Source organism: Sinorhizobium kostiense (assembly GCF_017874595.1).
Taxonomy (GTDB): Bacteria; Pseudomonadota; Alphaproteobacteria; order Rhizobiales; family Rhizobiaceae; genus Sinorhizobium; species Sinorhizobium kostiense.
In genome coordinates this window covers 995,759-1,021,482 of sequence record NZ_JAGILA010000001.1, presented here as the reverse complement: position 1 = coordinate 1,021,482, position 25,724 = coordinate 995,759, and the positions used below count along the sequence as shown (strand labels likewise).

Below are 25,724 nucleotides of genomic sequence, written 5' to 3'. Positions count from 1 at the left end.
GGTTCGTTTGCGCCATCATCCCTGCCGATAGAGCGCGAACGCGTCCTCGCCGCTCGCATCCCCGTGCACGATCGCCATCAACCCGCGTACCACGGCGCTCGGGTTGGCATGCTGGTAGATGTTGCGCCCATAGACCATGCCCATTGCGCCCTGCCGCATCAAGGCGGCTGACTTGTCGAAGACGGCCCGAAGATCCTCCTTGCCGCCGCCGCGAACCAGGACCGGGCAGCGCGCTGCCTCGACGACACGGTGGAAATCCTCCGCATTGGTCGTCGGGTCCGCCTTGACGATATCGGCACCCATCTCGCGGGCAAGCCGCGTCAGCGTGACGATTTTTTCCGCATCGCCGTCGACCATGTAGCCGCCGCGTTCCGTCACCGGCTGCATGACGAGCGGTTCGATCATCAGCGGCATGCCGTATTTTTCGCAGTCTGCCCGCACGCGCGAAATGTTCTGCACGCATTGGCGGAAGAGATCGGGTTCGTCCGGCAGCATGAAGAGGTTGACCACCACGCAGGCAGCATCCATCTGCAATGCGCCGATCAGCGGCTCGGCCTCGTTCTGCAATACCGCCCACATGTCGCGATGGCGAATGCGGTTATAGGGATTGCCCATGTCGATGCGCATGACGAGCGCCGGCTTGTCCTTGCCGGGGATGTCCTGCAACAGCTCAGCCTGACCGTAGTTCATCTGGATCGCGTCAGGTCCGGCATCGACCAGCGCCTCCACGACGGCTGGCATGTTCTCCAGCCCCTCGAGGAAGGAAGGCTCGTTGCACACCCCATGATCGATCGCCACGTCCAGGCAACGGCCGTTACCGAACAGCCGGTTCATTCGAACCTTGCGGTTGTTTCGCATAATTCACTCCTTCGTTCGTTCCTTGCGGAAAGGGTTGCCTCCGCGACGCCGTGGCGCTCGCGCATGAGGGTGAGAAATCGGCTTCGCTCTTCGGCCTTGCGCGGCGCCGCCCAGCCCTTCTCGGCGGCAAGCAGGTCGAGCGCTGCCTCGGCCATATCGAGAGAAAGCTCACCGGTGATGGCAAGCGTCGTGCGCCGGAGGAGCAGGTCGTCCAGGTGCTCGACCGCCTCCGTGCGGATGAGATGCAGAAGTTCACGGGCGCTATAGCCGTCATGCGGCAAGAGGTGGTCCGGCCCTGCTGCGGTGAAGCGAACGACGTGCTCCGCATCCGTGCCGTAGCGCTCGAAAAGCGTTGTGGCGCGATCGAGAGAAAGGCCGATCGGTACCGCCAGCTCCCGGATCCAGCCGCTACGGTCGCTCGGAAAAGCCCGTCCACCGCCCAAAGCGCGATCTGCCGTCCCGACGCGGCGGCTGCGGCCAAGCCGTTCCAACGCCATGTCGGCGGCGAGTTCGCCGAATGAGCGGAAGGTCGTCCATTTGCCGCCGATCATGCAGAGCACCGGCGGTCCGCCGTCGCGGCCTTCGAGCACTGTGCAGAAGTGGTCGCGCGGGATACGGCCTGTGAAGCTGTCATTGCTCGCCGGCAAGGGGCGCACGCCGGCGAACTGGAAGACGACCTCCTCCGGCCGGATGCGCACGCTCGGCAGCACGAACGCAAGCGATTGCAGGATATAGTCCCGCTCATCGGCCTCGCACCGCACTGCGTCGGGATCGTCGACGCGGATGTCCGTCGAGCCGACCAGCACCTTTCCGAGATAGGGAAAGAGGATACAGATGCGGCCATCCGCGTTCTCGTAATATATCATGTGCCCGTCGAGCATGTCGCGGAGCGCTGGATTGTCGATGATCAGATGCGAGCCCTTAGTGCCACCCATCAGCGGTGCGGGCCGGGCGTCTGCGGGAAACAGCGCGCCGTTTGCGATATCGATCCAGCCGCCGGTGGCGTTGATGACCAGCCGCGGTTGCATCGGGAAGCTTTCCCCAGAGAGGCGGTCGCGCAACAGGAACTCCGCGGCGCCTGCCTGCTCGATCATTGCGTAGTTCAGCGCCGCGGCATTCGGCCCGGCGGACAAACCGTCGCGCAACAGCTCGATGCCGATACGTTCGGGATGGCTGACCCAGGCATCGTGATAGGTGGCGGAGCTCCGGATCGCTTGGTTGAGCGCCGGCCATTTCGCCAGCGTCGCCCTGCGGCCACGGAACTGGTGACGCGGCATCAGTGCGCGCTTTCCTGCCAGAAAATCGTAGATGCCAAGACCGGCCTTGATGGCGACGGCACCGCGACGGCTCGGGCGGCGGGTAAGGCCGAGAAAGCGCACGATGCCGTTTGCGAGACCGGAGAAGATTTCGAAGATCGGCACCATGGTCGGCAGCGGGGCGACATAGTGGGGCGCGTTGCGCAGCAGCCGGTCGCGCTCGACGAGCGACTCTCTGACCAGGCTGAACTCGCCGTTCTCCAGATAGCGCAGACCACCATGAACCATTCGCGAAAGAGCAGCGCTCGCGCCGGAGCAAAAGTCATCCTTCTCGACAAGAAGCACGTTCACGCCCTGCAGCGCCAGCTCGCGGAAGACGCTGAGCCCGTTGATGCCGCCGCCGAGGACGCACACGTCCACTTTCGGGCTAAGGCGCAGCCCGTTCAATGTCTCGTTCCGGTTCATGATGACAGTCCGTTATCCGTCCATGTTGGCCAACTCCACCGAAACGGCCGTTTCGATGGCTGCCAGGTCTTCATCGGATAGCCGCAGCGTACCGGCCCGCGCATTGTCGAGCGCCTGCGATGGATTTCGCGCGCCGCATAGGGCAAAGGTTACGCCCGGCTGCCTCAGAGTCCAGGCGATTACCGTCTGCGCCACGCTGGCGCCGTGCCGCTCCGCGACCGGCCGGATCGCTTCGGCGAAGTTCCGGGCCTTTTGCCGATTGGCCACGGAAAAGCGTGGATTATCCTTGCGCTGATCGTCGCCTGAAAAGACCCGATCCGGTCCGATCGTTCCAGAGAGCAGACCGAGCGCCAGCGAGGAATAACTGAGCGTCGACACGCCATTGGCAACAGTGAGCGGCAGCAGGTCCGCCTCGATCTCGCGATCGATCATGCTGTACCGCTCCTGAATCGCGTCGAGCGATCCGGTTTTGATGTATTTTTCCAGCTCCGAGCGGTTGACGTTGCTGGCGCCGATCGCACGGATCTTGCCTGCCCGCTTCAGGTCCTCCAGCGCCGCGACCGTCTCCTCGATGGGCGTCGTCGCATCCTGCCAGTGGGTGATGTAGAGATCGATATGGTCCGTGCCGAGCCGGCGCAGGCTTTGCTCGACTTCATGGATGATCGACGCCCGGCCGAGATAGCGATGGACCGGCTTGCCGTCCTGATCGAAGAAGTGGTTGCCTTCCTGCGTGTGCCAGACGAGGCCGCATTTCGTGGCGATCACCGCCTTGTCGCGGCGGCCGGCGATCGCCTTGCCGACTATCTCTTCCGACCGGCCGAGGCCATAGGCCGGCGCCGTGTCGATAAGGCTGACGCCGGCGTCGAGCGACGCCTGAATGGCGGCAACTGATTCCGCCTCATCCGTTCCACCCCACATCCAGCCGCCGATCGCCCAGGTGCCGAGGCCGACGGCCGATGCCGTGACGTCGGAGCGCCCGATCTCGCGGGTTAACTGTTCGCCGCTCATGCAGAAAATCCCTCCTCGGACGCAATTTCAAGAATGCGCGCGCCGGTCGCCTCGTCGGTGACGAGCGTGTCGAGATGCTTGCCGCGCATGACGCTGAGGATCGGACCCGCCTTGTTCGGTCCGCTTGCGACGCCGATCTTCGTCGGGATCGAGGCGAACTCCTCGAGCGTCAGCGACACCAGCGAACGGTTGAGGCTGTAGTCGCAAACCCGGCCACCGTGGTCGAGCAGGTGGGCGAGCAGTTCACAGGTCGCGCCGGAGCGTTCGATAGCGGCCCGGTCGGTGCTGGAAGACGGGTGCAGATCGTAGTAGCTCGAGTCGTCCGTGAGGATCGAGCCGATGCCGACCACCGCCACCTTCGCCTCCCGTGCCCGTTTGAAGACGTCAGCCACTGCGCGCATGTTGATCAACATTTCCCGCTGCTCGGCATCGTCTGCGAAGAGGGGCGCATGGATCTGGTAGGAACGCCCGCCCAGCCGATCGGCCATCAGGGTCGAGACGTGATTGACGTCGGTATAGTGCTTGCCCTGGACGCAGCCCGTCGCCGGAATGACTTCGACGTCAAAACGGCGCGGCGGCTGCAGGCCGGCGACGACGGCGCTCACGCCCTTGCCGCCAGTGATGCAGATCGTGTCGCCGTCGCCGATCTCGTCGATCAGCAGGCGGGCTGCCGCCTCTCCGACCGCCTGGAGCGCGGTCTGCGGATTGTCGGAAACGGTCGGCACCACGACCGCGCGGCTGATCCCGCCGAGCGCCAGAAGCCGTTCCTCGAGATCGACCAGCGACTCGACCGGGGACTTGATCTTGATCTCGACGAGGCCGAGCTGACGGCCGCGCTTGATAAGGCGATTGACGGTTGCTTGCGAGATCCCGAGTTGCTCGGCGATCTGCGCCTGCGTCAGGCCCTCCATGAAGTGCAAGACCAGTGCCTGATGCATCTGGCGTGCGATCACGATGGCCTCGCGCGGCGTACTGGTCGTCTTGGCTTTCGTTTTGGCAATCGGCATGTCAGGCGGCCTTCCGCTTGTGCAGGAAATGGTCGATGGAAACGGCGGCGAGAAGAATGCACCCCTTGATCATATCCTGCCAATATACCGAGACGTCGAGCAGGATCAGCGAGCTCGTGACGACGGAGAGGAGCGCGATGCCGAGGATGGCGCCGAGGATCGTGCCCGAGCCGCCGCTGAGCGAGGCGCCGCCGATCACCGCCGCAGCGATGATGTTGAGCTCCATGCCGACGCCGAAGGTCGGAGTCGCGGCACCGAAGCGGGACATGTAGATGACGCCTGCGACACCGGCGAGCGTGGAGCAGAGCACCGTCACCCAGAATTTCACCTGGTTGGTCTTGATACCGGAATAGAGCGCCGCCTTCTCATTGCTGCCGGTGTAGAACACCTTGCGGAAGGCCGTCGCCCGGCGCAGCAGGAAATCGAACAGGACGACGACGGCGACGAAGATCAGGATGACGTAGGGAACGCCGTAGAACGTGCCCTGCCCCACCGCCTTGAAGCCCGCCGGCAGCGTGAAGAGCGAAAGGGGCGTGCCTTTCGTGACGATGAGGCAGAGCCCGCGGACGATCACCATGGCGGCGAGCGACGTGATGAAGTGGTTGAGACCGACGACGGTCACGAAGAAGCCCATGATGCCGCCGATCGCGCTGCTCACGGCAATGCCTGCGAGCGAGGCGATCCAGGGGTCGACCCCGGCGAGGAAGAGCGAGCCCGAGAGCACCATCGCAAAGCAAACGACGGAGCCCACCGCGAGATCAATGCCGCCGACGATGAGCAGGATGGTCATGCCCACGACCACGATGCCTTCGACGGAAAAACTCATCAGCATGGCGCGGAAATTGCCCAATGTCAGGAAGTGCGGCGATGCAATGCTCATGATCGCGCATAGTGCGAGAATGATCGCGATCAGCCCCGCCTCACGCATCGTGCCGATGCGTTTCCAGGACGATGTCTTGGGCGCGCCCGCTACCATCGTGTCGATTGCCATTCCCGTCTCTCCCAGTCTCTCGTCACGCGGCATGGTTCGCCGCCTTTGCCGTTCCCACCCCCGAGGCGAGGCGGATCACAGCCTCCTCCGTCATCTCTTCGGAGCCGAGCTCACCGGCGATGCGTCCCTCGCGGACGACGAGCACGCGGTCCGAAAGCCCGAGCAGTTCCGGCATTTCCGAAGAAATGACGATGATGCCGATGCCTGAGCGTGCAAGCTCGCGCAGCAGCCGGTGAATCTCCGTCTTCGCGCCGACGTCGATGCCGCGTGTCGGCTCGTCCATCAGGATGACCTTCGGCTTCACCGCGAGCTGCTTGGCGATCGCCACCTTCTGCTGGTTGCCGCCCGAGAGGGATTTCACGGGTGCCTCGATGCCGCCCATTCTGATCGCAAGCCGTCGGGCGAAATCCTCGGCAAGCGCGGCCTCTGCGCGGCCGTCCATGAGCCCGGCGGAATTGGTCAACGACTTCAGATCCAGCACGGAAATGTTTTGCGCGATCGACATTTCCAGAAAGACGCCGGAGCCCTTGCGGTCTTCCGACAGATAGACAATGCCGCGCTTGACCGCGTCGGAGTACGAGCTGATCTTCTCCGCCTTGCCATGCAGACGGACCCTGCCCGCCGTGCACGACCGCAGCCCGCAGATACCCTCGGCGAGTTCCGTGCGGCCGGATCCGATCAGACCGCCGATGCCGAGGATCTCGCCCTTTTTCAGCGTGAAGCTGACCCCATGGAAACGCTCGCCGTCAGCGATGTCGTCCACCTCGAGGATCGGCTCGCCGGACGCCTCATCGGGCCCGAGCTTTTCCGGGTAGAGCTGCGTGATCTCGCGCCCGACCATGCGGCGTACCACATCGTCCGGCGTGAGGTCGGCGATGTGGTCGGTGCAGACATATCGGCCGTCGCGGAACACGGTCACCCGGTCACAGAGACTGAATATCTCCGCCATGCGGTGGCTGATATAGATGATCGACATGCCGTTCGCCCTGAGGTCGCGGATGATCGAAAAAAGCTGCTGCGCCTCGGTTTCGGTCAGTGCCGCGGTCGGCTCATCGAGGATCAGCACGCGACAGTCGAGCGTCAGAGCCTTGGCGATCTCGACAAGCTGCTGGCTGGAGATCGGCAGGTCCGCGACCTTGCGGCGGACATCGATCGCCGCAAGCCGGCTCATGACCGCCTGCGCCCTCCGTTCGAGCGCGCGATAGTTCATGAGGGGGGCGCGGCGGCGGTTGGTCGCCGCCATGAACATGTTTTCGGCCACCGTCACGTCCGGGCAGAGCGCGACTTCCTGATGCACGAGGCCGATGCCGAGCGATTGGGCGACGGCAGGCGAAGAGATTTGCACGACCTTGCCGTCCACCCGGATTTCGCCCTCGTTCGGCTGCAACACGCCGGCGATGATGTTCATCAGCGTCGATTTTCCGGCGCCGTTCTCGCCGCAGAGCGCATGGACCTCGCCGCGTTCAAGCGTGAAGTCGACGTCCGTCAGCGCCTTCACCGCTCCGAAATGCTTCGTCACGCCAGTAATGGTGAGCGCCGGCTCTGCCATCGTCTCCTCCCTCTCCCTACTGCATGTCTCCTTAAATCGACCTCGATTTAAGGACAAAGACATGCAGCAATTCAAAGTGCTACAGCGACCTTTGCGCGTCTGATAAGACGCGCGGCGCTGTAAGACCATCCGCGCCGGAAAGCGCGGATGGCGCGATCGCGAGCCTACTCCTCGATGCCTTTTGTGCCGCGGCGCTTCAGGTACTTGTCCCAATAGAAGTCGTCGGCATTCTCGGCCGTCACAATGGAGAGGCCGTTGTCGACCACGGGAATGCTCATCGGATTGAAGCCGGAGCGCTTGGCGTCGTTCATCGGGTCAATCAGTTCCGGGTGCTTGGCGAGCCACAAGAGCATGAAGCCCATATAGCCCTGCATGCCCTGGTTCGGATTGATCGAGCCGAAGACCTCGCCGGCCTTGATCATGTCGAGGATGTTGGCGTTGACGTCCGCGCACATGACGAGGACCTTGCCGCCGCTTTCCTTGTTGGCCTGGGCGGCGCCAATCGCGGAGTTGGCTTCCGGCATGAAGACGGCGCCAAGGTTCGGATGAGCCTGGATGATGCTGTTGAGGCCCTGATAGGCCTTGGTCGGATCCTGGTTGGATGCAGCACGGCCGACGAGCTTCATGTCCGGCCACTTCTCTTCCATACGACCGATGAAGGCGGCGATGCGCTTGTCGTGATTGTCCTGACCCGGGTTTTCCAGAACCGCATACTCGCCCTTGCCGCCCATCTTCTCGGCGATCGCGTCGGCCGCGTAGATGCCCTCGCGGGTATTGTCCGAGGTGATGAAGGACACGCGTTTGGAAAGGGGCGAGTCCGCGGCGAACGTCACGACCGCGGTGCCCTGATCGATAGCGCGATTGATCGGCTCGATGAACGGGTCGGAGTTCATCGGATGGACCAGAATGCCGGCCGGGTTCTGCGCCAGTGCCTGGTCGAAGGTGGCGATCTGCTTGTTCACGTCATATTCCGGCGTGCCGGTGTATTCCGTCTCACAGCCGAACTGCTGGCCGGCCTGCTTGAACATTTCATAGACCGGAAACCAGTATTCCACGCCCGAGACCATGACGTTCATGACGTATTTTTCGCCCGGCTTGCAGCGGAACGGGTTCTCCGTCTCGGCGGCCGCGGAACCGGCAAAAAGCGTTGCTGCAAGGACCGCCATCGCGGTCGTGCTGAAAAATGTGCGCAAGTGTCCTCCTCGAGGCCGAAGCCCCTCCAAAAAGCCCGAGGGCGTCGAACCGACGCCGATGGTCGCAGTGAAGACCGGATTTCCTCCTCGAAGTCCGGTAAGGGCAACTAAACGCAAAAGTGCGGCGCCTGTCAATAAAATTCATGCCGTGAATTATAATTCACTTCCGCAGGCTTCGAACGGCTAAACCGACGGTGCCGAAGGCGACATCTGAAGTGATCAGGCGGTGTACTCGTAATCGATAGTCAGCCCGGTGACGGCTATTCGGCATAACCGCCGATTTTGACCAATCCTCCGCGTATGTCGGCAGCGCGGACGTTCAAGACGTTCAGATTGGCGGCTGGTAGGGCCAAACTCGACCCGTTGCGGACATCCGGCTCCAAGCACCGAATGACACAAAGTCCAGGCGGACGGCGATTTCTGCCTTAAATCGGCTTCAAGCAGTCACCCGGGAATTCGATGAAGCGTGCGTCGTTGCCGAAGCAGACGCGTTTCGGTGGCGGCGAAGACAGAGCGGCGGCGACGGTTTCCTCCGCCAGAAGCGCGCCCAACGTCGGTGTTGAGCCGGCATTTTCATCGCATCGATGCAGGGAGACGCGAAGGGCGAGCAGGCGGTCACATTAGTCAGGCGTCGTTCAACTCGATACGTTCTCCCGTTGCCGCCGCGCGTTTTACCGCATCGACTACCCTCAAGGCTTCGAGCCCCTCACGCCCGCTGACAAGCGGCGGTTCGTCTCCGCGGATCACCTTGCAGAATTGCCTGATCTGCAGGGCGAGCGGGTCCTCGTCTTCGACCTCGATGCGCGTTTGGTCAAATGGTTCCCACCAACTCCGTTTACCAGGATTGCGCCAGACCTCGAGCGAGGGAACAGCCAGCGACCCGTGCGTTCCTCCGATCATGTAACAGGATTGCTCGGTTTTGGGGTAAGCCGGATTCTCTCCGGTTGTCATCTCCCAACTCCATGGTGCGACCACCGCGTCGGAGACTGTCGCAGTTCCCAAAACTCCATTCTTGAACTCGATGAGGATTACAGCCGTTTCCTCAACTGCGTTGCCGCGCACCGCGTTGGACTCGCGTGCCTGAACCGCAGCCACATCGCCGAAAAGGTAGCGCAGATTATCGACATCGTGGATGAGATTGAGGAAAACCGGCCCTGCGCCGCGCTCACGACGCCACGAGATGTCGAAGTAGTCGTCGGGCTTGAACAGCCAGAACATCGCATTGACAACAAGAACGCGGCCGAGCTTCCCGCTTTCGATGATTTCCTTTGCCTTCTGCATCATCGGATTGTGTCGGCGGTGATGGCCGGTCAAAAGAGGAACACCTTTTGCCTCAGCCGCTGCGATCAGCTTTTCCCCGGACATAATATCGTCGGCGATAGGCTTTTCGATGAGTGCGGGAATGCCGGCTTCAACGGCCTCCAACCCGTTCTGGACGTGAGCCTGGTTGGGCGTAGCCACGATGATCCCGTCAGGCCGGTCTGCGGCGATCATGTCCGCGAAGCTTGTAAACCACTTCACGCTGGCTTCCTTGGCAATGGTCTCACCAACCGGCGTGGGATCGACCACGGCACTGAGTTGCGCCGAGGGCTCGGCCAGGACGTGCTGGATATGGCGCTTACCGATGAGGCCTGCCCCAAGTACGGCCAGCTTAACCCGCATTTCTCACACTCCTTGCGCCCTGCGTTGGATTGTGGCGAGGTGGATACGGGCGAAAGCTGCGAAAAGCGTAGCTTGCCCTACGGTTGAGCGGCTTTCGCCCGGAGGCAGCCGGCACAATCCAACCCTGCGGGCCGGTTGAAAATGGCGGCAGTATGCGTCGAATGACTTGCCCGATAAACCACATCGGGCCGCGCCATTCTCCTACCCTGTCGCCATTTTGAACCGGCGCAGGGCACAAGGAGTGTGAGAAATGTGGGTTAACCCGTTCGGTCATGGTCACCTCAGCCCTTGCTCGCCGCCTTGATCATTGTCGCCACGCGCCGGATGCCAAGCTGGTATCCTTCTGTTCCAAGACCGCAAATCACGCCGTCCGCGCGGTGCGAAACGAACGAATGGTGTCGGAAGCTTTCGCGCTTGTGCACATTGGAGATGTGGATCTCGATCACAGGCCCTTCAAATGTGTTCAGAGCGTCGAGGATGGCGAGTGAGGTATGGGTGAAGGCTGCCGGATTGATGACGATGCCCGCACCGTCCTCGCGCGCCTCATGAATCCAATCAATGATCTCGTATTCCCGATTGCTCTGATGAAAGCGGATTTCATGGCCGAGTTCGGCAGCCAGTTTGCGGCAGTCCGCCTCTACGTCTGCAAGGGTTTCATGCCCGTAGATATGCGGCTGGCGTTTGCCAAGCAGATTGAGGTTTGGTCCATTGAGAACGTAGATCAGGCTCATAGTATAATTTCCTTCTTGAGCAAACTGTTCTGGTCAGACGATTGCTTGAACAGCAAAATCGGGGTCCGACTCGTAGAGATCTGCGCGCAAGCCGAGCCTTCCCGCTTCGAGAGCAGGCGCGGCGATCGCCCGCGCGGCGTCGAGAACGGCAGTGAGAAGCTGCTGCTTGGTCTCTGCGGTACGACCCGGTGCCATCCGCACGATGATTTGGATGAAATGATTATCGGCATGCTCATCGCCCACGCAGGAGTATGTCGCCTCTCGCGCAAGCGTGCGCACGGCGGAAGGTTTCACAAGGCCGCCATCGCGAACGCAGCGATGCACGGTCAGCGTCAGCCGGTCCATTGCTACATGCTCGCCGGCGCCCCGGCTATAATCGATGATGATATGCGGCATTGGGATCTCCCCATCAAGCCGACAGGCTGCACAGGTCCATAAAGTGACGGGACATGCGCTCTGCGTCGGGTGCTATCCCGGTGAACAATTCGAAAGCCGCTGCTGCCTGGTAGACGGTCATGCCGCCGCCACGAAGGGTTCGGCAGCCTTTTCTTTCGGCGAGAGCAAGGAGCTCTGTGACGAGCGGCATATAGACAATGTCGGCGACCCAATGCCGTGGCAGAAGCCATTCCGGGTCGATCGGCAAACCAGGATGGCTCTTCATACCCGTCGGCGTCGCGTGGATAAGGCCGTCCGCGGAGCGCAGCACGCTGCCGACATCCGTCGTGGCACGCGCACAACCCCTTGAGAACCGATCGTTCAACTGCCCAGCCAAGGTGTCTGCCCGTTTCGAATCCTGGTCAAAGATCGATAATCTATCAATACCGAGCTTGATTGCGGCATGCGCCACGGCGACACCGGCGCCGCCGGCGCCAAGCAGGACGGCATGCGACTTCGCGACGTCCGGAAGACCGCGCTGGAAATTCTCGTAGAAGCCGTACCAATCAGTGTTATGGCCGATCCTCTCGCCGTTGCGAAAGACCACGGTGTTGACCGCACCGAGCATCTCTGCATCCTCGGAAAGGCGATCGAGGTGGGCGATCACCGTCTGCTTGCACGGATGGGTAATGTTGCTCCCGGCAAAGCCGCGCCGCTCTTCCTCGTCCAGGAGGTCCGGCAGCGCGGAGGCGGGAAGGCCTAGCTCGGCGAAGTCGAGAAGCTCGTAACGGTAATCAAGGCCCTGGTGTCGAGCCTCCGTTTCGTGGAGAGCCGGGGACTTTGACATTTGAATGTCGGCCCCGATCAGTCCCACGAGGAATTTCTTGTCCTGCATTGGCATCGCCTTCGAACGTCAGTGGTGGGCAAGGATTTCGCCGAGGAAGGTTTTCGTGCGTTCGTGCCTGGGAGCTTTGAAGAAGACCTCCGGTTCGGCCTCTTCGACGATTTCTCCGGACGCCATGAAGATGACGCGATCAGCGACCTGACGGGCAAAGCCCATTTCGTGCGTGACACAGATCATCGTCATGCCGTCACGGGCGAGCCCGATCATGGTGTCGAGCACTTCCTTCACCATTTCAGGATCGAGAGCAGAGGTCGGTTCGTCGAAGAGCATGACCTTCGGCTCCATGCAGAGCGCGCGAGCGATGGCAACGCGTTGTTGTTGCCCGCCGGATAGCTGCGCAGGATACTTTTCGGCCTGGTCAAGGATTCGAACGCGCTCGAGATATTTTCGAGCCAGTCGCTCTGCGTCAGTGTGGCTTGTGCCTCGAACACGCATCGGGGCGAGCGTACAGTTCTGAAGTACGGTCATGTGCGGGAAGAGATTGAAGCTCTGGAAGACCATTCCCACTTCGCGACGTATCGCATCGATGGATCTGGTGCTTCCGTCCAGCACCTGACCCTCGACGACGATCTTGCCTTCCTCGATCGTTTCGAGGGCATTGATGCAGCGGATTAATGTTGATTTTCCAGAGCCCGACGGTCCGCAGAGGACGATCTTTTCGCCTTTGCGGACCGAAAGACTGATGGACTTCAAGGCATGGAAAGCGCCGTACCACTTCTGCACGTCCTCAAGGGAAATCAGCGTCGATCGATCGTTTGCGGAATTGAGCACGGAACTCTCCATTTGGGCTTTAGAGCATGATCCGACCGGAGTGAAACGAGGATCGATAAGATCATGCGTCAGAAAGAAAGCGTTAGAGCGCCGATCTGAACCAGTCAGATCGACACGCGCGCTAATTGACGGTGAACGGGATGTTCGGAATGGATTCCGGGAACTGCGGCAGATCGATCGCCATCCACTTCTTCGTGATGGCGGCAAGCTCACCATTGGCCTTGATCTTGTCGATGAAGGCGTTGACGGCTTCGTTCCAGTCCTTCTCGCCGAGACGGGTCCCGACGCCGTTATAGGTCGTCAGAAAGTCAATCTTGCGCTCGTAGGTGCCGGCACTCGCCGCATCCAGACGCTGACCATAGAACTGGTTGCCGCCAATCGCCTTTACCTGTCCGGAGATCAGAGCCTGGATGGTTGCAGCGTCGTCATCAAAGCGGCGAACCGTTGCGGTGGATCCGACGGTATCGGTTACTGCCTTATCCTGCGAACTGGACTTTGGAACGCCGATCTCCCATCCCGCAACGTCTTCAGGCTTCGTAACCGTGTCGGCCTTCGCGGCATAAAGCGAAATCGTGTTGGCGGCGTAGGGCTTGCTGTATTGAATTGATTTTGCGCGTTCTTCCGTCATCGCCATCGTTGCGAACAGGATGTCGACTTTGCCGGTCGTAAGCGCCGGAATTCGGTTGGCAACGGCGAGCGGCTGGAATTCAACCTTCACGCCCAATTCCTTGGCGAAAAGGTTAGCGACGTCAGCGTCGAAGCCGTCCTGCACGCCGCTTGTGTTGACGAACCCCCATGGCGCATTGTCGCCCTGGATGCCGACCACAAGCGTGCCTTTTGCCTTGATTTCCTCCACACTTGCCGCTGTGGCGGTGGCAGCGCCAACGGTTGCGAAGGCAACGGTTGCGAGTGCAAGTCCGAGAAAATTCCTACGATTGTTACGCATGCTTGTTCTCCTCCTCAAGAGTTTTGCTTCGAGCGAAGCGGTTAGCGGGCAGCTTTCGCCATCCGTTTTTCGAGGCCACTTCCGGCATGGGAGAGCGGCCAGCAAATGATGAAGTAGATTGCGCCGACGATCCCGAAGACGAGCAGCGGACGATAGGTCTGGTTTGAAATGATCTGGCCGGCGCGAGTGAGTTCAATGAAGCCGACGATTGCTGCCAGCGACGTGCCCTTGATGAGCTGGACAAGGAAGCCGATCGTGGCCGGCATCGAGATTTTCAGGGCCTGCGGCAGGATGACGTCTTTCATCCGCGAGACATAATGCAGACCGAGGGCGTTGGCGGCCTCCGTCTGGCCCTTCGGCACAGCCTCGATGGAACCGCGCCAGATTTCGCCTAGGAAAGCACTGGCATGGAGCGTGAAGGCGATTGCGACCGCGATCCACGCGTTAACCTCGATGCCCAACAGCGCAACGCCGTAATAGACAACGAAGAGCTGCATCAGAAGGGGCGTGCCCTGGAAGACGCCGATATAGCCTGCGGTGATCCTCCGGGCGACTTTCATCTTCGAGGTGCGCAGCAGCGCGATCAGGATGCCGAATATCCCCCCACCGATGAAGCCCACGACCGCGAGCAGCACGGTCCACTTCAAGCCCTGCATTAAAAAGAAGAATTCATTTTCGCCGATGGGACCCATGGCTGCCTCCTAACGCGTCGGGTAGTTGAAGTAGTGGCGAGAAACGAGGGCAAAGAGGCCCATCATCAGCGTCGAGATAACCAGGTAGATGGCAGTCACCGTGAAATAGACCTCGAAGCTGCGGAATGTGTCAGACTCGATGCGCTGAGCGGCCGAGGTCAGTTCGTAGGCGGCGATTGACGTGCAGACAGACGTTGTCAGTGTCAGCAGGATGAACTGGCTTGTGAGCGAGGGATAAATGGCCCGCAGCGCCGGCTTGAGCACGATGAGCCGGAAGACGTCCGCCTTGTGCAGACCAAGTGCGAAACCTGCCTCGATCTGGCCGCGCGACACGCTTTCGACCCCGCCTCGGATGATCTCGATTGCGTACGCCCCACCATTGATGCCGAGGGCAATGATCGCCGTGACGGTCGGATTGAGGCGGATGCCCATGAGAGGAAGGGCAAAATATATGAAGAAGATCTGCACCAGGAATGGCGTATTACGCACGACCTCAACGAAGACGATAACAAGAGTGCGCGTGATCTCGCTCTTGGAAGTCCTTGCAACAACGCCCAGGATTCCGATGACGAGTGCGAGGAGCATCCCAGCCAACGCAAGGCCAAGCGTTCCAAGCGAACCCCATAGCAATTCCGGGGCGCGGTCGAGGACCGCACCGAAATCAAACGTATAAGTCATGTAAGACTTCCTCCCTCCGACGGGCCCACGCCGCGTCGGCGCCGGATCACTGATCCGGTTTCAAAATTCCCAGTGCGCTGTCATGCAGATGCTTTAGATGTGCCTCCGGGTCCACCGACCCGACGAGTGGCACTTCAACGGAGATAGCAGTACCGTAATCGGTTGCCGCCCGGAGATCCTTCAGTGGCAATTCGCCTTCCCCGGGAGCGAGCCTGCCGCTTCTCGCCTCGGCGATCATTTCGTCCGATGTTTTGGGAGCAGGCCCGCGGACGTCGCAAAGCTGGACGTGTTTTACCTTCCCTGCACTTGCGCGAAGCTCGTCGAGAGAGGCTCCGTTTCGGAAGAAGTGAATCCCGTCAACGAGGACACCGGCATTCTCTGCTCCGCAGGAATTCACGACCGCTACGCTGTCGCGAAAAGTCCTTACCGTCCGCCAGCCCATGTTTTCGACGTCGATTGACATGCCATATCGCGCCGCGAGGGCGCAAAACTCGGAAAGGTTTGTGGCAAGACGGCCGCCGTCCCGATCATCGCCGCAAACACTCAGCCGGCGCGCCCCTATGTTCGCAGCGGCTGCCACGGTCGCCTCATGGGAGGCCGCAACGAAGCTCTCGTCGATCACGAAGAACTCGATATCGAACACCCTGATGCCTTCGCCATCGGCAACTGTCTGGAACTCCTGGGCACTGTGGCTGCCCACCGGCAACTCGTAGAAAGGGGCCCCGGGAAAGGCGGGGTGCAGACGCAGACCTATCGACGCAAAACCCGCCCGAGCAGCCATCACGGCGAATTCCTTGGGCGGCAGCGCGATGGATGAAAAATGCGCCACGCCCAGCTCAAGCCCCGGTCTCGGCGGTGTCGCGACGGTCATCACAAGATCCCCTTTGTCGCGAGGTGTTTGCGCAGATTGGTTCCTGTGCGGTGAATATGCTGACGCAACATGTCGCACGCATAGTCCAGATCCCGCGCGACGGCTCCCTGAGCAATCTCACTGTGCTCCTGGCTGACGTTGCGGTCACCCGATGTGCGGGTCAGAAACGCCCGGCGATAACGGTCGTTGAGATTAAGAAGCAATCTGCAGAAATGGAGCAGGATCGGCTTCCCGCAGCCAGATATGAGTGTCAGATGAAATTCGCGGTGGAGCTCTTCCCAGCGCTCCAGTGTCTCCGGCCGAGCCGCGTCGCGCTCGGTGCGGTTAAGGCGATGCAGCGCGCGCATCACGTTACCCTCCCACTCCACATCGCCGAGCCGCATGGACTCGCGAAGCGCAAAGACTTCAAACTCTTCGCGGAGCGTGGTGATCTCTTCCAGATTGGCCAAGGAAATTGATGAAACGCGGTAGCCGCGATTGTCCTCGAACTCCACTAGACCGTCCGATATCAGCCGCGCCAACCCTTCCCGCAGCGGGCTGAGGCTTACGTTGAACGTCTTGCGCGCCTTGTCGAGATTGATCTTGCTGCCGGCCTGAAGCTCGCCGGAGATGATCGCCTCACGAAGGCGGGATGCGAGCTGGCTCCCAATTGTGTTCTTGCCGTCGTCAAGAAAGCCAGAAGACGATGGTGCATCTTCTGTCGTCGGAGCAAATGCGCCGTCGTGATCCGGTACCATTGTTCCTCCCAAGGCTCCCCAACTGATTGTCGATGATCGATACAATAAACGATTATTCGTGTCAACTTGAGCACACGTGAAATCTGCAGAATGTCAAGCCTCAGCTTCCTCTTCGGAACGTAAACGCGAATTAAATCAACTATTTACATGCAAAGACGCTGTTTCTTTTGGCTTAGCGGCGCCGCGATAATGCACGGCGGCCTTGACAAATAATCGATTATTTGGATAGTCGGGAAATTGGGAGGTAGCCCACATGGTGATCAAAACTGAAAGCGATCTGACGCCAGCCGTCCTCGCGGTCATGAATCGTACTGAAGACCCCCGCCTGCGAGAAATCCTCGTCGCGATGGTCAAGCATCTTCATGCCTTCGTGCGCGAGGTTCGACTGACGGAGGTCGAGTTTCGGGAGACGACAGCCGTGCTGAACGAGATCGGGAAGCTGCATACTGATCACCACAACGAGTTTGTGCTGATGGCCGGTTCCCTTGGCGTGTCCTCACTTGTCTGCCTGCTGAACAATGGCGACAGAGGACAGACCGAGACCTCCCAGTCGCTGTTGGGCCCATTCTGGCGCCTCAACTCTCCACGAGTCGAAAATGGCGGGTCGATCATCCGATCCGAGACGCCGGGCACTCCCTTGTTCGTGCATGCCAAGGTCGTAGACCGCGACGGTAAGCCAATTGCCGACGCCGAAGTGGATGTGTGGCATGCATCTCCCGTCGGTCTTTATGAAAACCAGGACCCGGACCAGGCCGAGATGAACTTGCGCGGCAAATTCATGACCGACGAGCAAGGTCGGTTCTGGTTCAGGACCGTCAAGATGGTCGGTTATCCGATACCGGTCGATGGCGTGGTCGGACGCCTGCTCAAAGCTCAGGGACGCCATCCCTACCGACCCGCGCACTTGCACGCACTGATCTTCAAGCACGGATACAAGACGCTGATTTCCCAGGTCTTCGACCCCAGCGACCCGAACATCGACTCCGATGTTCAGTTCGGTGTCACGGCAGCGCTGACCGGCGACTTCATTCGCCATGAGGAGCCCCATCCGACCGAAACGGATATCCCTGGTCCGTGGTTCTCGCTTGACTACACCTATGTCATGGAACCCGGAGAAGCCGTTTTGCCGCGTCCCCCGATCAAATAAAACACCATCAGCAGAGCAAACGAAATGATCACCGAAGAAGAACGCCGCGCCGCGGCAGACGCGCTGCTCAAAGCTGAGATCGAGCGCAAGCCGATCATACAGCCCAGCAAGACCTACCCGAACCTCGAACTCGAGGACGCCTACCGAATTCAGGCTTTGTGGGCGGAGTCGAGAGTGGCCAAGGGCGCACGGATCGTCGGGCACAAAATCGGCCTGACGTCGCGCGCAATGCAGATGGCTTCGAAGATGACGGAGCCGGACTACGGCTGCATTCTCGACGATGCGCTTTACAACGACGGAGCGCAGATCAGGGCTGAGTTGTTTATCAAGCCGCGCCTCGAGGTCGAACTGGCCTTTGTAATGGGTGAGGATCTCGTCGGGCCTGGCACCAGGATCTATGACGTCATGCGCGCGACCGAGTTCGTTGTCCCGGCGCTCGAGATTATCGACTACCGGACCGAGGTCCCCCGAGCGATCACCGATACCATTGCGGACAACGCGGCTTTCGGCGCCCTCGTCGTTGGCGGCCGTATAATTCGTCCGATGGACATTGATATCCGTTGGGTCGGAGCGACTCTTTCCAAGAACGGCATTATCGAGGAGTCGGGCGTGTCGGCGGCGATCATGGGACATCCGGCAGCCGGCATCGCCTGGCTGGTCAACAAACTTCATGCTGTGGGCGGTGGCCTGAAGAAGGGACAAATAGTCCTGGCTGGCTCCTTCACGCGTCCTGTCGATATCGCGCAGGGTGACGTCATTCAGGCCGACTACGGCCCTGTTGGCTCCATCGGCGTGTCGTTCGTGTGAGGTGCTAGATGGAACATCCCGTCAATCGTTTCAAGCAGAAGCTTCTTGCTGGTCAAAGTCAGATCGGCCTGTGGTGTGGCTTGCCGGGAAGCTACGCTGCGGAAATCGTCGCGCCTTCAGGTTTCGATTGGCTCCTGTTCGATACGGAACATTCCCCGGGCGACGTTCTGACCGTCCTGCCGCAATTGCAAGCGGTCGCACCATACGACGTTTCCCCAGTCGTCCGCCCGGCGATCAACGACCCCGTTCTCATCAAACGTTTTCTGGATATTGGCGTTCAGACACTGCTCATTCCCTACGTGCAGAACGCTGAAGAGGCGAAAGCCGCAGTCGCGGCGGTGCGATATCCTCCGGATGGAATTCGTGGTGTTTCTGCCTTGACGCGCGCCACTCGTTTCGGCCGGGTTGCGAACTATGCGCAAAATGCGGAACGGGAAATTTGCCTGTTGCTGCAAGTTGAGACTCGCGAAGCGCTTGGCAACCTCGAGTCGATTGCCTCGGTAGAAGGAGTGGATGGCGTATTCATAGGACCGGCAGACCTGGCAGCGAGTTTCGGACACAGGGGCCAACCGAGCCACCCGGAGGTGGTCGATGCCATTGTCGACGCGATTGAACGGCTGAAAGCGTTGGGCAAGCCTGCGGGCATCCTTACACCGGATGAGAAGTTCGCGGCACGGTGCATTTCTCTGGGAACACTATTTACTGCCGTTGGTGTCGATGTCGCTGTTCTGGCAAGGGGATCGGAAGCACTCGCGGCACGATTTGCATCATAAGGAGCGTACCGCGATGCCGGAACGTAATGAACTCCTCATCGAAATCGCACCGACGGGAGTCATCAGAGCGGCGGTCAACATGTCGAATGCCGCACTTGTCCAACTCGATCCAGTGACAGGCGTTCTAACAGGACCGAGCGCGCAGATTGCGATCGCACTTGCGGCAGAACTGGGCTGCGATTTGTCGATAATTCGATACGGATCGGCCGCTGACATTCTTGCGGCTGCCAACGGCAACGAGTGGGATGTAGCGTTCATTGCTTCCGATCCGTCGCGTGCTGACAGCTTCTCCTTCTCGCCTCCCTATACCACGGTGACCGCCAGCTTTCTGGTGTCGGACAGTAGCCCGCTTTGCAGCGTGGGGCATGTCGACGTCGAAGGGGTGCGCATTGCTGCCGCCAGAACCGCTGCGTATACAAAGCAGCTTGAGCGACAGGTTAGAAATGCAGTTGTCCTCCATACAGAAAATCCCGCCTCCGCCCTGGACATGCTTGCATCCTCCCAGTGCGATGCGGCTGCGGGCTTAACCGAGTCCCTGTCACGTTTCTGCGAAGAGAATCCAGGTTTCCGCGTTGTTGACGGGTCATTCTCGCAAGTACCTCAGGCGATCGCCGTGCATCGAAGGTGCGTTCACGCTTCAACTTTCCTGTCGGACTTCATCAAACAGCATTGCAGTGCGGGCAAGCCGAGCAATTGAAGCAGTTGGCGGGACACGCGAGGGAGCGGGGTCGGGGACGCGATGCGATAACTCCCGAATAGTCAATTGGAATTCTCTTCCCTCTCAAGCGTTCCGACTCGGAAGTTCATGTTTCGTTGAGCCTCAGCTTGTCCAGCCAGAAAGAGCTTCGACGCGAGCAACAAGGCGGCAGTTAGGATTCGTTCTAATATGCCGCACCGAATGGCTCGACTGGGTGCGATTGGCAGACAGATACGGTGCAATGCCTCGACCGGTATTCCTGTTGATACGCCTGTGCCCACCGCGTCTGGGTATCCGGCGGTTCGGCTTACTAAGAGTTGCCAGCCGCTGACGACTGTGAGGGCGCCCCTCGAGGGGGCGGAAGCTCCCTTGCATCTGGGCCAATTTGCTGCGTCGGCAACTCGCCTGGGCGAATCATCCGCGTCTTGCCGATGTTTGGCGCAGGCATGACCAGCTCGGTATCGCCGACCTTGGGCGGCTCCAATACACCGTCACATTCATGGAGCTCCTCGGCAAATGACCTCTCACGGTCGCCGCGACCCGGTGCCACGCCGCAATCGGCCGTGCTCCCACGGATGTCGTGGGGGAACCCCGGCGTTGCATTCACCACCGCGAATCCAATCAGGGCCATCAATAGAGGTTTTGTTGATTTTCGGTGCCTCATCGACTGGCACCTTCGTTTTAGGCTCCAACCAACACGCCGCTTTTTCCATCGAGGCGGAGGCTACCGTTTAAAAATTGAACCCAGATTGAGGGGTAAGGTTCCGACGATGGATGAGGTGGATCATCGATTTAATGAACTTCCCGGCATGGTCGTGATTTCGGCAGCTCTTGCCGCCCATCACACGACGGTCCCGCTTCATAAAAGAAAACGCCCGCGGCCCAGGAGGACCGCAGGCAGTTCATGTGAGCCCAAACTGATCAAGACTCGGAGATCTCGACCCGCATGTTGGCGCGAAGCTCGGTGCCTGTTTCCGAACTGATATTCGGCATAGCCTCGATGTCTTCCTCGCTCATCCCTCGCATGAGAAGCTGATCGTCGCCCTGAACGGAGGAGATGCGATCCAGCGGCACCGCGACCTCGTCCTCACCGAGGCCGAGGAAGCCGCCATGTTCGAGAACCACATAGAGGCGATCATTCGAGCGGATCACCCGGTCCACCGTGCCGAGCTCTTCACCGCGGCGGTTCACGACGTCGCGGCCGACTATTTCCGAGACGAGAATGCGCCAGGTTCGACCCTCAGCTTCCTCTCGGCCATCGCCCTGGAGCATACGGCGTGCCTCTTCGGGCACAGATCGCCGGTCTATACTGGCGGTTTGTTCTCGTCCGACATCCTGTTCAGCCCGCGCCTGTTGTTCTGCGCGCCGCTGCTGATCGGCCCCGGCTTGCCTTTGCTGCGTCTCCTCGAAACGCACCTGCGGCTCGCCGGTCCGCTCGAAGCGCACTTGCGGTTCGCCGGTCATTTCGAACTCCACGTTCGGTTCAGCCGGTTCGAAGCGCACCTGCGGCTGCTGCCTCTGGACATTCACCCGTGCCTGCTGCTGCGGAGTTGCGCGCCGTCGGATAACCGGCTCTTCATCCGGTTGCTGAATCTGCACCTCAGGCTCGCTGCGAGAGACTTCGACATCCGGCTCGGGCATCGATACCGATACATTTGGCTCCGGCATCCGAACGACGATTTCCGGCTCGGGCTGCTGGATGGTGATCCGCGGCTGCGGCATCTCCACGCGAATGGTCGGCTCGGCCTGCCTGACGAGGATCTCCGGCCTGCCCTGCTGCACGTTCACCTGCGGCTGCGGCTGCGCGTAGGTTATCTCGGGCGCGCCTTGTTGGATCGTGATCCGTGGTTCGGCCTGCTCGATCATGATGCCCTGTTGATCCGCCTGATCTTGCTGCTGACGCGCTGTGCCGGCTCGCTGTTCTCGGGCCTCCTCCTGGTCGAGTTCGCGCAAGGCAGCCTCGGCCTGAGTGAAATATTGCGCGCACCGCTGTAGCTGGTTCTGCCGCACTGCGATGTTCGCCTGATTGATCCACTCGTCGCGAAGCTGATCCTGGTTCTCCTGAATCAACCGGGTCAGCCTCTGACAGTTTTGCCGATCGCCTGCAGCCTGATTGGCTTGCTGGGCAGAGGCCGTAGCCAGGCCCGTCCCGCAAAGAAGACCCGCAGCAAGTATTATTCTACCACTCTTTAGCATGGTTTCCTCCTCACTGACGCGCAGCCGCCTTGCTCGCGCGGTGCGCTCGTTGAACACGCCCTGCAATACTCGATCTGCAACGGCGGCCGGAAAAGGCCGCTATCAGCGCGGGGCGCACTACTGTACGTTGAACACGGCGGCACCGCCGCCGGTCCATGGTTCTGGGGGCACCGGCTTACTGCTGTGTATCGGTGGTGCCCTGGGTGGTGCTGCCAGTCGTCTCCGGCGGATCGATCAGCATCAGCACCTTATTGCCTTCCTTGGTCTGTGCCTCGACCAGATAGGTCGCATCCAGCACCTGGACCTGTTAAAAGCCGGCGTCAGTCAGCTGTTTTTTCAGGTTTTCAGCCGTTACCGGACTCGCTTGAACGGTTCCGCTCTGCGCCTGCGCATCGCTCGACTGAGCGAAAGCGGGTAGCGCGAAGGCGGCCATGGCGAGGGAGAGGATAATTGCTTTCATGCGTGTCCTCCTTCGGTCTTGTTGCTTCACCCACTGGTTGGCGGGCGACGCCTGGCCAGGACAGTCCCAGGCGCCGTAGTGCAGGCATGGCCAGGCCCGCATTGCTCGCGAGGCAGTCTGGTCGCGAGCTCCGCTTCGCCGATTTTTGCCGACGAAGCGTTTTTGGAACGGTTACGTACTCTTGGAATCCGGGCGTCGATCAGTGAGCTCGTGCTCAGACAAATGGCCCGTCCGGCTCCCGTTGGCCTGTCGTTTGGAAGAGCGCTCCTTCTCTCTGGTCGTTTCGGTTGGGAGCTGTCAGCCGCGCTCGCGCGACGTACCGTGGCGTCGGCCGCGGCTCCCTCATCATCATCAAGAAGTGGACCGCCCACGGTACCTACCTAAGGCCGTCGCGCGTGCGGCAGAGCTCGTGTCATCGGGCCTCCACAAAACGCCGATCACCGCTTCAGGGACCGGTCTGGCAAATAGGTGCTGTGAGCCACCCAACCCGGATATTCGGTTCCTGTTCCGCATGAGGGAAACAATTTAAATAAAAAATGAGGATCAACTCTGCTCAACAAGGCCCACTGGCAAGTAAATCAAAGAAAAGAACTAGATAGGCGCAACTGTGTACTTAAAGGTGCAGGGTTCGGCTAGTGTCACTCCGTTAGATTGCGGTGGTCACCGTGGTGGGAGCGAGAAATGAAGATGAGATGGTCGCCACACGTGAAGGGTGAAAAATGGACCGAATTGGCCGCGGCCGTCGCCATCCCAGTACTATCGAAGAGCTAAGCGCGTGGCATGCTGAACGAGTCCTGCCCCAACAAGTTCTGAAGCGGTAGAGCGAGGGTTCGCCATGCGTCGTTATCGGTTCCGTATCATATCGGCAAACGGAGCAACTCCATGGCGGATGGCGCTCGCATCCGCGACGGCATTGGCGATTGCGCCGCCAACATATGTGCAGGAATGGCCCGACCAGTCGACAAACGTACGTCCACCATTTCTTGCCACGCTGAAGCTTATGGGTGCACTGCGAGCCCATCCGGCTGTCAATGCCGACACGTGGTCGCACTGGAGAGGAACTATCGTCCTTTCCCCTTAGGAAGCCAATTGCGTTGCAATCCATCCGGCGAGCACCGGACATTCGGAACCGGCAACTCAGTCCGGTGTTTGGGTATGATCCGAGTTGAGGAGGCGCCCTTGAGAATGAGGCTGAACAGATGGCTCGGTCGCAAGGAATGGCCGGTCGTGTTGGCCCTGCTGCTGATCGCGGGTGCTTTGTGGGCCTTTTTAGAGATCGCCGATGAAGTCATCGAGGGGGAGACCGGCGCGATCGACCGGCTGCTGCTGCGCGCCATGCGCAGTCAGGCGGATCCGACGGATCCTCTCGGACCCCGATGGTTCGAGGAGATGATGCGCGACTTCACCGCGCTCGGCGGCATTGGGGTATTGACCCTCATCGTCATCACGGCAGTGGGTTATCTGCTGATAATGGACAAGCCAAGGGCCGCGCTCGCCGTGATGTTCGCCGTCGGCGGAGGCGCTCTGCTGAGCACGCTGGTGAAGATGGGGATCGACAGACCGCGGCCGGACATTGTGCCGCACGATTCTTACGTCTCCTCAGCGAGTTTCCCGAGCGGGCACTCGATGATGGCTGCCGTGGTTTACCTTACGCTGGCGGTGATGATCGCACGAGTACGGCCACACTGGAGATTGAAGGCCTATATCCTGTTCTGCGCGGTGGCGATCTCAATGCTGGTTGGGGTCAGTCGAGTCTATCTCGGCGTCCATTGGCCGACGGATGTCCTGGCGGGCTGGTTCATTGGCGCCGGCTGGGCTCTTCTATGCTGGGCTCTAACTCTTTGGTTGCAGCGAAAAGGTGAAGTGGAAGACGAGGCCGGCTAGGCCGAGCTAAGGAATATGGGCCCGTTGCGGAAGCGGTTCCATGCGTCGCCTGCGAAGGCGGGATGAGGCTTCATTCCGAACGATTTCCCGCAGCCGCGATCATAATCTTGCGTCCCTCGCCGGTAGAGAGCATCGAAAATCCAATATGGGTTACGCCAGAGCCGAGGAGTGTTCCCCGGTTCCGCCGACTTTTCAGCCATTGGTCGATAAAGTAGCGGATATCGGCCCTCGTCGGCTGCACGCCGCAGCCGCCGCATGCGCCTGCCATAACCTCGATTGTGCTCCAATCGGCCGCCGAACCGGCTGGCAAGAGGTCGAACAGGTCGTCCGGTCGCCTCATGACCATCTCCCCGGACCCGTCTTCCGGCAGGAGGAGCTGCGCGACCGTATTGAGTGGCTCGCTTGTATCCAGGGGCGCGAGACCTTCGCGTTTACGTTCTGCATTTATAATGTGTGCGGCAGCGCTTACTTGCTCTGAAGGCGAAAGTTCAACGGGCTTCTCATTGGGCCGTAATGCCAGCGGTACACCCGGGCCGGCAAACGTCTGCACTGCAAACTGCCTGCCGTTCTCGCCGATGATGCCGAATCCGAAGCTTTCCAGCCCCGCAGCCAGGATGTTCTGGCGATGTCCGGGGCTATTCATCCATCCCTCCTGAAACTCGGAAACTCGCTCGGCTGTAGGCACCGTCGGGCAGCCGGCGCAACGAGCGATGTTCTCTGCGACCTTTTTCCAGCGGCTGCCACCGCGGTCACGGTAGCGATCGCTGACAGTCTCGCCTTCCGGAGAGGTGTGGGAATAATAGTTGCGCTTGAGCATGTCCTCCGCATGGGCCTGCGCAGCGGAATTAAGCGTTTCGGTCGCCTGCAGGGAATTCAGCCCATGCCGCTTGCGAGCGTCGTTGACCAGGGAGAGCGCCTGAGCCCGCAGGTCCGTCAGTTCCCCCGTGTCGGCGGCCAATGCCGGGCCGAAGGACAACAAGAAGAGAATTCCGGCGACGGCCAAGCCTAATCCCGAATTCGGGGCCGACGCATGGGAGAGCCAGAGTTTCACGGATTCGCCTCCTGT

The 25,724-nt window shown here is 60.4% G+C and carries 27 protein-coding genes; 6 read left to right on the top strand and 21 right to left on the bottom strand.

All coding sequences use genetic code 11. The annotated features are described in order from the left end of the window. Positions 1 to 15: 15 nt before the first annotated feature. From J2Z31_RS04595 to J2Z31_RS04515, 17 genes are all read right to left on the bottom strand, one after another. A complete protein-coding gene (locus J2Z31_RS04595; protein ID WP_234939247.1) occupies positions 16 to 858 on the bottom strand; it encodes a class I fructose-bisphosphate aldolase in 843 nt (280 codons plus the stop codon). Continuing rightward, positions 831 to 2,579, bottom strand: coding sequence for a glycerol-3-phosphate dehydrogenase/oxidase (locus J2Z31_RS04590; protein WP_209600682.1), 1,749 nt, complete (start codon positions 2,577 to 2,579; stop codon positions 831 to 833). The genes J2Z31_RS04595 and J2Z31_RS04590 overlap by 28 nt, the downstream gene beginning before the upstream one ends. A gap of 12 nt (positions 2,580 to 2,591) precedes the next feature. Then, positions 2,592 to 3,587: an aldo/keto reductase gene (locus J2Z31_RS04585; RefSeq protein ID WP_209600681.1), complete on the bottom strand. Its 996-nt coding sequence runs from the start codon at positions 3,585 to 3,587 to the stop codon at positions 2,592 to 2,594. Further along, the gene (locus tag J2Z31_RS04580) at positions 3,584 to 4,594 is read right to left on the bottom strand and encodes a sugar-binding transcriptional regulator (protein ID WP_209600680.1); all 1,011 of its coding nucleotides are present in this window, start codon (positions 4,592 to 4,594) and stop codon (positions 3,584 to 3,586) included. The genes J2Z31_RS04585 and J2Z31_RS04580 overlap by 4 nt, the downstream gene beginning before the upstream one ends. 1 nt (position 4,595) lies before the next feature. Continuing rightward, positions 4,596 to 5,585 carry an ABC transporter permease gene (locus tag J2Z31_RS04575; protein ID WP_209600679.1) on the bottom strand — a complete coding sequence of 330 codons (990 nt, stop codon included), beginning with the start codon at positions 5,583 to 5,585 and terminating at the stop codon, positions 4,596 to 4,598. Between the two features lie 22 nt (positions 5,586 to 5,607). After that, positions 5,608 to 7,134 (bottom strand): sugar ABC transporter ATP-binding protein, encoded by a 1,527-nt coding sequence (locus tag J2Z31_RS04570; protein ID WP_209600678.1) that lies wholly within the window; start codon positions 7,132 to 7,134, stop codon positions 5,608 to 5,610. A gap of 164 nt (positions 7,135 to 7,298) precedes the next feature. Further along, entirely contained in the window at positions 7,299 to 8,327 is a 1,029-nt protein-coding gene (locus tag J2Z31_RS04565) for a substrate-binding domain-containing protein (protein WP_209600677.1), read from the bottom strand. A gap of 624 nt (positions 8,328 to 8,951) precedes the next feature. Then, on the bottom strand, positions 8,952 to 9,989 hold the full coding sequence (locus tag J2Z31_RS04560) for a Gfo/Idh/MocA family protein (protein WP_209600676.1): 1,038 nt from the start codon (positions 9,987 to 9,989) through the stop codon (positions 8,952 to 8,954). 281 nt (positions 9,990 to 10,270) lie between these two features. Then, positions 10,271 to 10,720 (bottom strand): type II 3-dehydroquinate dehydratase, encoded by a 450-nt coding sequence (gene aroQ, locus J2Z31_RS04555; protein WP_209600675.1) that lies wholly within the window; start codon positions 10,718 to 10,720, stop codon positions 10,271 to 10,273. 33 nt (positions 10,721 to 10,753) lie between these two features. Beyond that, the gene (locus J2Z31_RS04550; RefSeq protein WP_209600674.1) at positions 10,754 to 11,116 is read right to left on the bottom strand and encodes a 5-carboxymethyl-2-hydroxymuconate Delta-isomerase; all 363 of its coding nucleotides are present in this window, start codon (positions 11,114 to 11,116) and stop codon (positions 10,754 to 10,756) included. Positions 11,117 to 11,129: 13 nt separating this feature from the next. Further along, entirely contained in the window at positions 11,130 to 11,990 is an 861-nt protein-coding gene (locus J2Z31_RS04545; RefSeq protein WP_209600673.1) for a shikimate dehydrogenase, read from the bottom strand. Between the two features lie 18 nt (positions 11,991 to 12,008). After that, positions 12,009 to 12,782 (bottom strand): amino acid ABC transporter ATP-binding protein, encoded by a 774-nt coding sequence (locus J2Z31_RS04540; protein ID WP_328243177.1) that lies wholly within the window; start codon positions 12,780 to 12,782, stop codon positions 12,009 to 12,011. Positions 12,783 to 12,891: 109 nt separating this feature from the next. Next, entirely contained in the window at positions 12,892 to 13,716 is an 825-nt protein-coding gene (locus J2Z31_RS04535; protein WP_209600672.1) for a transporter substrate-binding domain-containing protein, read from the bottom strand. A gap of 41 nt (positions 13,717 to 13,757) precedes the next feature. Continuing rightward, on the bottom strand, positions 13,758 to 14,408 hold the full coding sequence (locus J2Z31_RS04530; RefSeq protein WP_209600671.1) for an amino acid ABC transporter permease: 651 nt from the start codon (positions 14,406 to 14,408) through the stop codon (positions 13,758 to 13,760). A gap of 9 nt (positions 14,409 to 14,417) precedes the next feature. Beyond that, entirely contained in the window at positions 14,418 to 15,086 is a 669-nt protein-coding gene (locus J2Z31_RS04525) for an amino acid ABC transporter permease (RefSeq protein WP_209600670.1), read from the bottom strand. Between the two features lie 46 nt (positions 15,087 to 15,132). Further along, positions 15,133 to 15,957, bottom strand: a complete 825-nt coding sequence (locus tag J2Z31_RS04520; RefSeq protein WP_209600669.1) for a sugar phosphate isomerase/epimerase family protein — start codon at positions 15,955 to 15,957, stop codon at positions 15,133 to 15,135. After that, a complete protein-coding gene (locus J2Z31_RS04515) occupies positions 15,957 to 16,694 on the bottom strand; it encodes a GntR family transcriptional regulator (protein ID WP_209600668.1) in 738 nt (245 codons plus the stop codon). Before J2Z31_RS04515 ends, J2Z31_RS04520 begins: the two co-directional genes overlap by 1 nt. Before the next feature lie 253 nt (positions 16,695 to 16,947). Between J2Z31_RS04515 and J2Z31_RS04510 the strand changes: the two genes are divergently transcribed. Genes J2Z31_RS04510 through J2Z31_RS04495 form a run of 4 tightly spaced genes read left to right on the top strand, consistent with a single transcriptional unit; the run spans position 16,948 to position 20,118 of the window. After that, a complete protein-coding gene (locus J2Z31_RS04510) occupies positions 16,948 to 17,841 on the top strand; it encodes an intradiol ring-cleavage dioxygenase (RefSeq protein WP_209600667.1) in 894 nt (297 codons plus the stop codon). 24 nt (positions 17,842 to 17,865) lie between these two features. After that, positions 17,866 to 18,648, top strand: coding sequence for a fumarylacetoacetate hydrolase family protein (locus tag J2Z31_RS04505; protein ID WP_209600666.1), 783 nt, complete (start codon positions 17,866 to 17,868; stop codon positions 18,646 to 18,648). A gap of 8 nt (positions 18,649 to 18,656) precedes the next feature. Continuing rightward, positions 18,657 to 19,421 carry a 4-hydroxy-2-oxoheptanedioate aldolase gene (gene hpaI, locus J2Z31_RS04500; protein ID WP_209600665.1) on the top strand — a complete coding sequence of 255 codons (765 nt, stop codon included), beginning with the start codon at positions 18,657 to 18,659 and terminating at the stop codon, positions 19,419 to 19,421. A gap of 13 nt (positions 19,422 to 19,434) precedes the next feature. Beyond that, complete coding sequence (locus tag J2Z31_RS04495) at positions 19,435 to 20,118, top strand: transporter substrate-binding domain-containing protein (protein WP_209600664.1); 684 nt, start codon at positions 19,435 to 19,437, stop codon at positions 20,116 to 20,118. A 921-nt stretch (positions 20,119 to 21,039) separates the two neighbouring features. Here the strand turns inward: J2Z31_RS04495 and J2Z31_RS04490 are convergent. After that, a complete protein-coding gene (locus J2Z31_RS04490) occupies positions 21,040 to 21,390 on the bottom strand; it encodes a PRC-barrel domain-containing protein (RefSeq protein ID WP_209600663.1) in 351 nt (116 codons plus the stop codon). 45 nt (positions 21,391 to 21,435) lie between these two features. On the opposite strand from J2Z31_RS04490, the gene J2Z31_RS04485 reads away from it, so the two are divergent. Further along, complete coding sequence (locus J2Z31_RS04485; RefSeq protein WP_209600662.1) at positions 21,436 to 22,113, top strand: hypothetical protein; 678 nt, start codon at positions 21,436 to 21,438, stop codon at positions 22,111 to 22,113. Between the two features lie 376 nt (positions 22,114 to 22,489). Here the strand turns inward: J2Z31_RS04485 and J2Z31_RS29590 are convergent, their stop codons facing one another. Beyond that, positions 22,490 to 22,612: a hypothetical protein gene (locus J2Z31_RS29590; protein ID WP_268828415.1), complete on the bottom strand. Its 123-nt coding sequence runs from the start codon at positions 22,610 to 22,612 to the stop codon at positions 22,490 to 22,492. Between the two features lie 9 nt (positions 22,613 to 22,621). Further along, entirely contained in the window at positions 22,622 to 22,774 is a 153-nt protein-coding gene (locus J2Z31_RS04480; protein WP_209600661.1) for a hypothetical protein, read from the bottom strand. A gap of 1,185 nt (positions 22,775 to 23,959) precedes the next feature. Between J2Z31_RS04480 and J2Z31_RS04475 the strand changes: the two genes are divergently transcribed. Next, a complete protein-coding gene (locus J2Z31_RS04475) occupies positions 23,960 to 24,658 on the top strand; it encodes a phosphatase PAP2 family protein (protein WP_234939246.1) in 699 nt (232 codons plus the stop codon). Between the two features lie 70 nt (positions 24,659 to 24,728). Here J2Z31_RS04475 and J2Z31_RS04470 read toward each other — a convergent pair whose 3' ends face one another. After that, the gene (locus tag J2Z31_RS04470) at positions 24,729 to 25,616 is read right to left on the bottom strand and encodes a CAP domain-containing protein (protein ID WP_209600659.1); all 888 of its coding nucleotides are present in this window, start codon (positions 25,614 to 25,616) and stop codon (positions 24,729 to 24,731) included. Positions 25,617 to 25,724: the final 108 nt, after the last annotated feature.

What these genes read in the sequence shown, in the direction of transcription:
- J2Z31_RS04595 (WP_234939247.1), bottom strand. Translation starts at nt 858, where the DNA reads ATGCGAAACAACCGCAAGGTTCGAATGAACCGGCTGTTCGGTAACGGC.
- J2Z31_RS04590 (WP_209600682.1), bottom strand. Translation starts at nt 2,579, where the DNA reads ATGAACCGGAACGAGACATTGAACGGGCTGCGCCTTAGCCCGAAAGTG.
- J2Z31_RS04585 (WP_209600681.1), bottom strand. Translation starts at nt 3,587, where the DNA reads ATGAGCGGCGAACAGTTAACCCGCGAGATCGGGCGCTCCGACGTCACG.
- J2Z31_RS04580 (WP_209600680.1), bottom strand. Translation starts at nt 4,594, where the DNA reads ATGCCGATTGCCAAAACGAAAGCCAAGACGACCAGTACGCCGCGCGAG.
- J2Z31_RS04575 (WP_209600679.1), bottom strand. Translation starts at nt 5,585, where the DNA reads ATGGCAATCGACACGATGGTAGCGGGCGCGCCCAAGACATCGTCCTGG.
- J2Z31_RS04570 (WP_209600678.1), bottom strand. Translation starts at nt 7,134, where the DNA reads ATGGCAGAGCCGGCGCTCACCATTACTGGCGTGACGAAGCATTTCGGA.
- J2Z31_RS04560 (WP_209600676.1), bottom strand. Translation starts at nt 9,989, where the DNA reads ATGCGGGTTAAGCTGGCCGTACTTGGGGCAGGCCTCATCGGTAAGCGC.
- aroQ (WP_209600675.1), bottom strand. Translation starts at nt 10,720, where the DNA reads ATGAGCCTGATCTACGTTCTCAATGGACCAAACCTCAATCTGCTTGGC.
- J2Z31_RS04550 (WP_209600674.1), bottom strand. Translation starts at nt 11,116, where the DNA reads ATGCCGCATATCATCATCGATTATAGCCGGGGCGCCGGCGAGCATGTA.
- J2Z31_RS04545 (WP_209600673.1), bottom strand. Translation starts at nt 11,990, where the DNA reads ATGCAGGACAAGAAATTCCTCGTGGGACTGATCGGGGCCGACATTCAA.
- J2Z31_RS04540 (WP_328243177.1), bottom strand. Translation starts at nt 12,782, where the DNA reads ATGGAGAGTTCCGTGCTCAATTCCGCAAACGATCGATCGACGCTGATT.
- J2Z31_RS04535 (WP_209600672.1), bottom strand. Translation starts at nt 13,716, where the DNA reads ATGCGTAACAATCGTAGGAATTTTCTCGGACTTGCACTCGCAACCGTT.
- J2Z31_RS04530 (WP_209600671.1), bottom strand. Translation starts at nt 14,408, where the DNA reads ATGGGTCCCATCGGCGAAAATGAATTCTTCTTTTTAATGCAGGGCTTG.
- J2Z31_RS04525 (WP_209600670.1), bottom strand. Translation starts at nt 15,086, where the DNA reads ATGACTTATACGTTTGATTTCGGTGCGGTCCTCGACCGCGCCCCGGAA.
- J2Z31_RS04520 (WP_209600669.1), bottom strand. Translation starts at nt 15,957, where the DNA reads ATGACCGTCGCGACACCGCCGAGACCGGGGCTTGAGCTGGGCGTGGCG.
- J2Z31_RS04515 (WP_209600668.1), bottom strand. Translation starts at nt 16,694, where the DNA reads ATGGTACCGGATCACGACGGCGCATTTGCTCCGACGACAGAAGATGCA.
- J2Z31_RS04510 (WP_209600667.1), top strand. Translation starts at nt 16,948, where the DNA reads ATGGTGATCAAAACTGAAAGCGATCTGACGCCAGCCGTCCTCGCGGTC.
- J2Z31_RS04505 (WP_209600666.1), top strand. Translation starts at nt 17,866, where the DNA reads ATGATCACCGAAGAAGAACGCCGCGCCGCGGCAGACGCGCTGCTCAAA.
- hpaI (WP_209600665.1), top strand. Translation starts at nt 18,657, where the DNA reads ATGGAACATCCCGTCAATCGTTTCAAGCAGAAGCTTCTTGCTGGTCAA.
- J2Z31_RS04495 (WP_209600664.1), top strand. Translation starts at nt 19,435, where the DNA reads ATGCCGGAACGTAATGAACTCCTCATCGAAATCGCACCGACGGGAGTC.
- J2Z31_RS04490 (WP_209600663.1), bottom strand. Translation starts at nt 21,390, where the DNA reads ATGCTCCAGGGCGATGGCCGAGAGGAAGCTGAGGGTCGAACCTGGCGC.
- J2Z31_RS04480 (WP_209600661.1), bottom strand. Translation starts at nt 22,774, where the DNA reads ATGAAAGCAATTATCCTCTCCCTCGCCATGGCCGCCTTCGCGCTACCC.
- J2Z31_RS04475 (WP_234939246.1), top strand. Translation starts at nt 23,960, where the DNA reads ATGAGGCTGAACAGATGGCTCGGTCGCAAGGAATGGCCGGTCGTGTTG.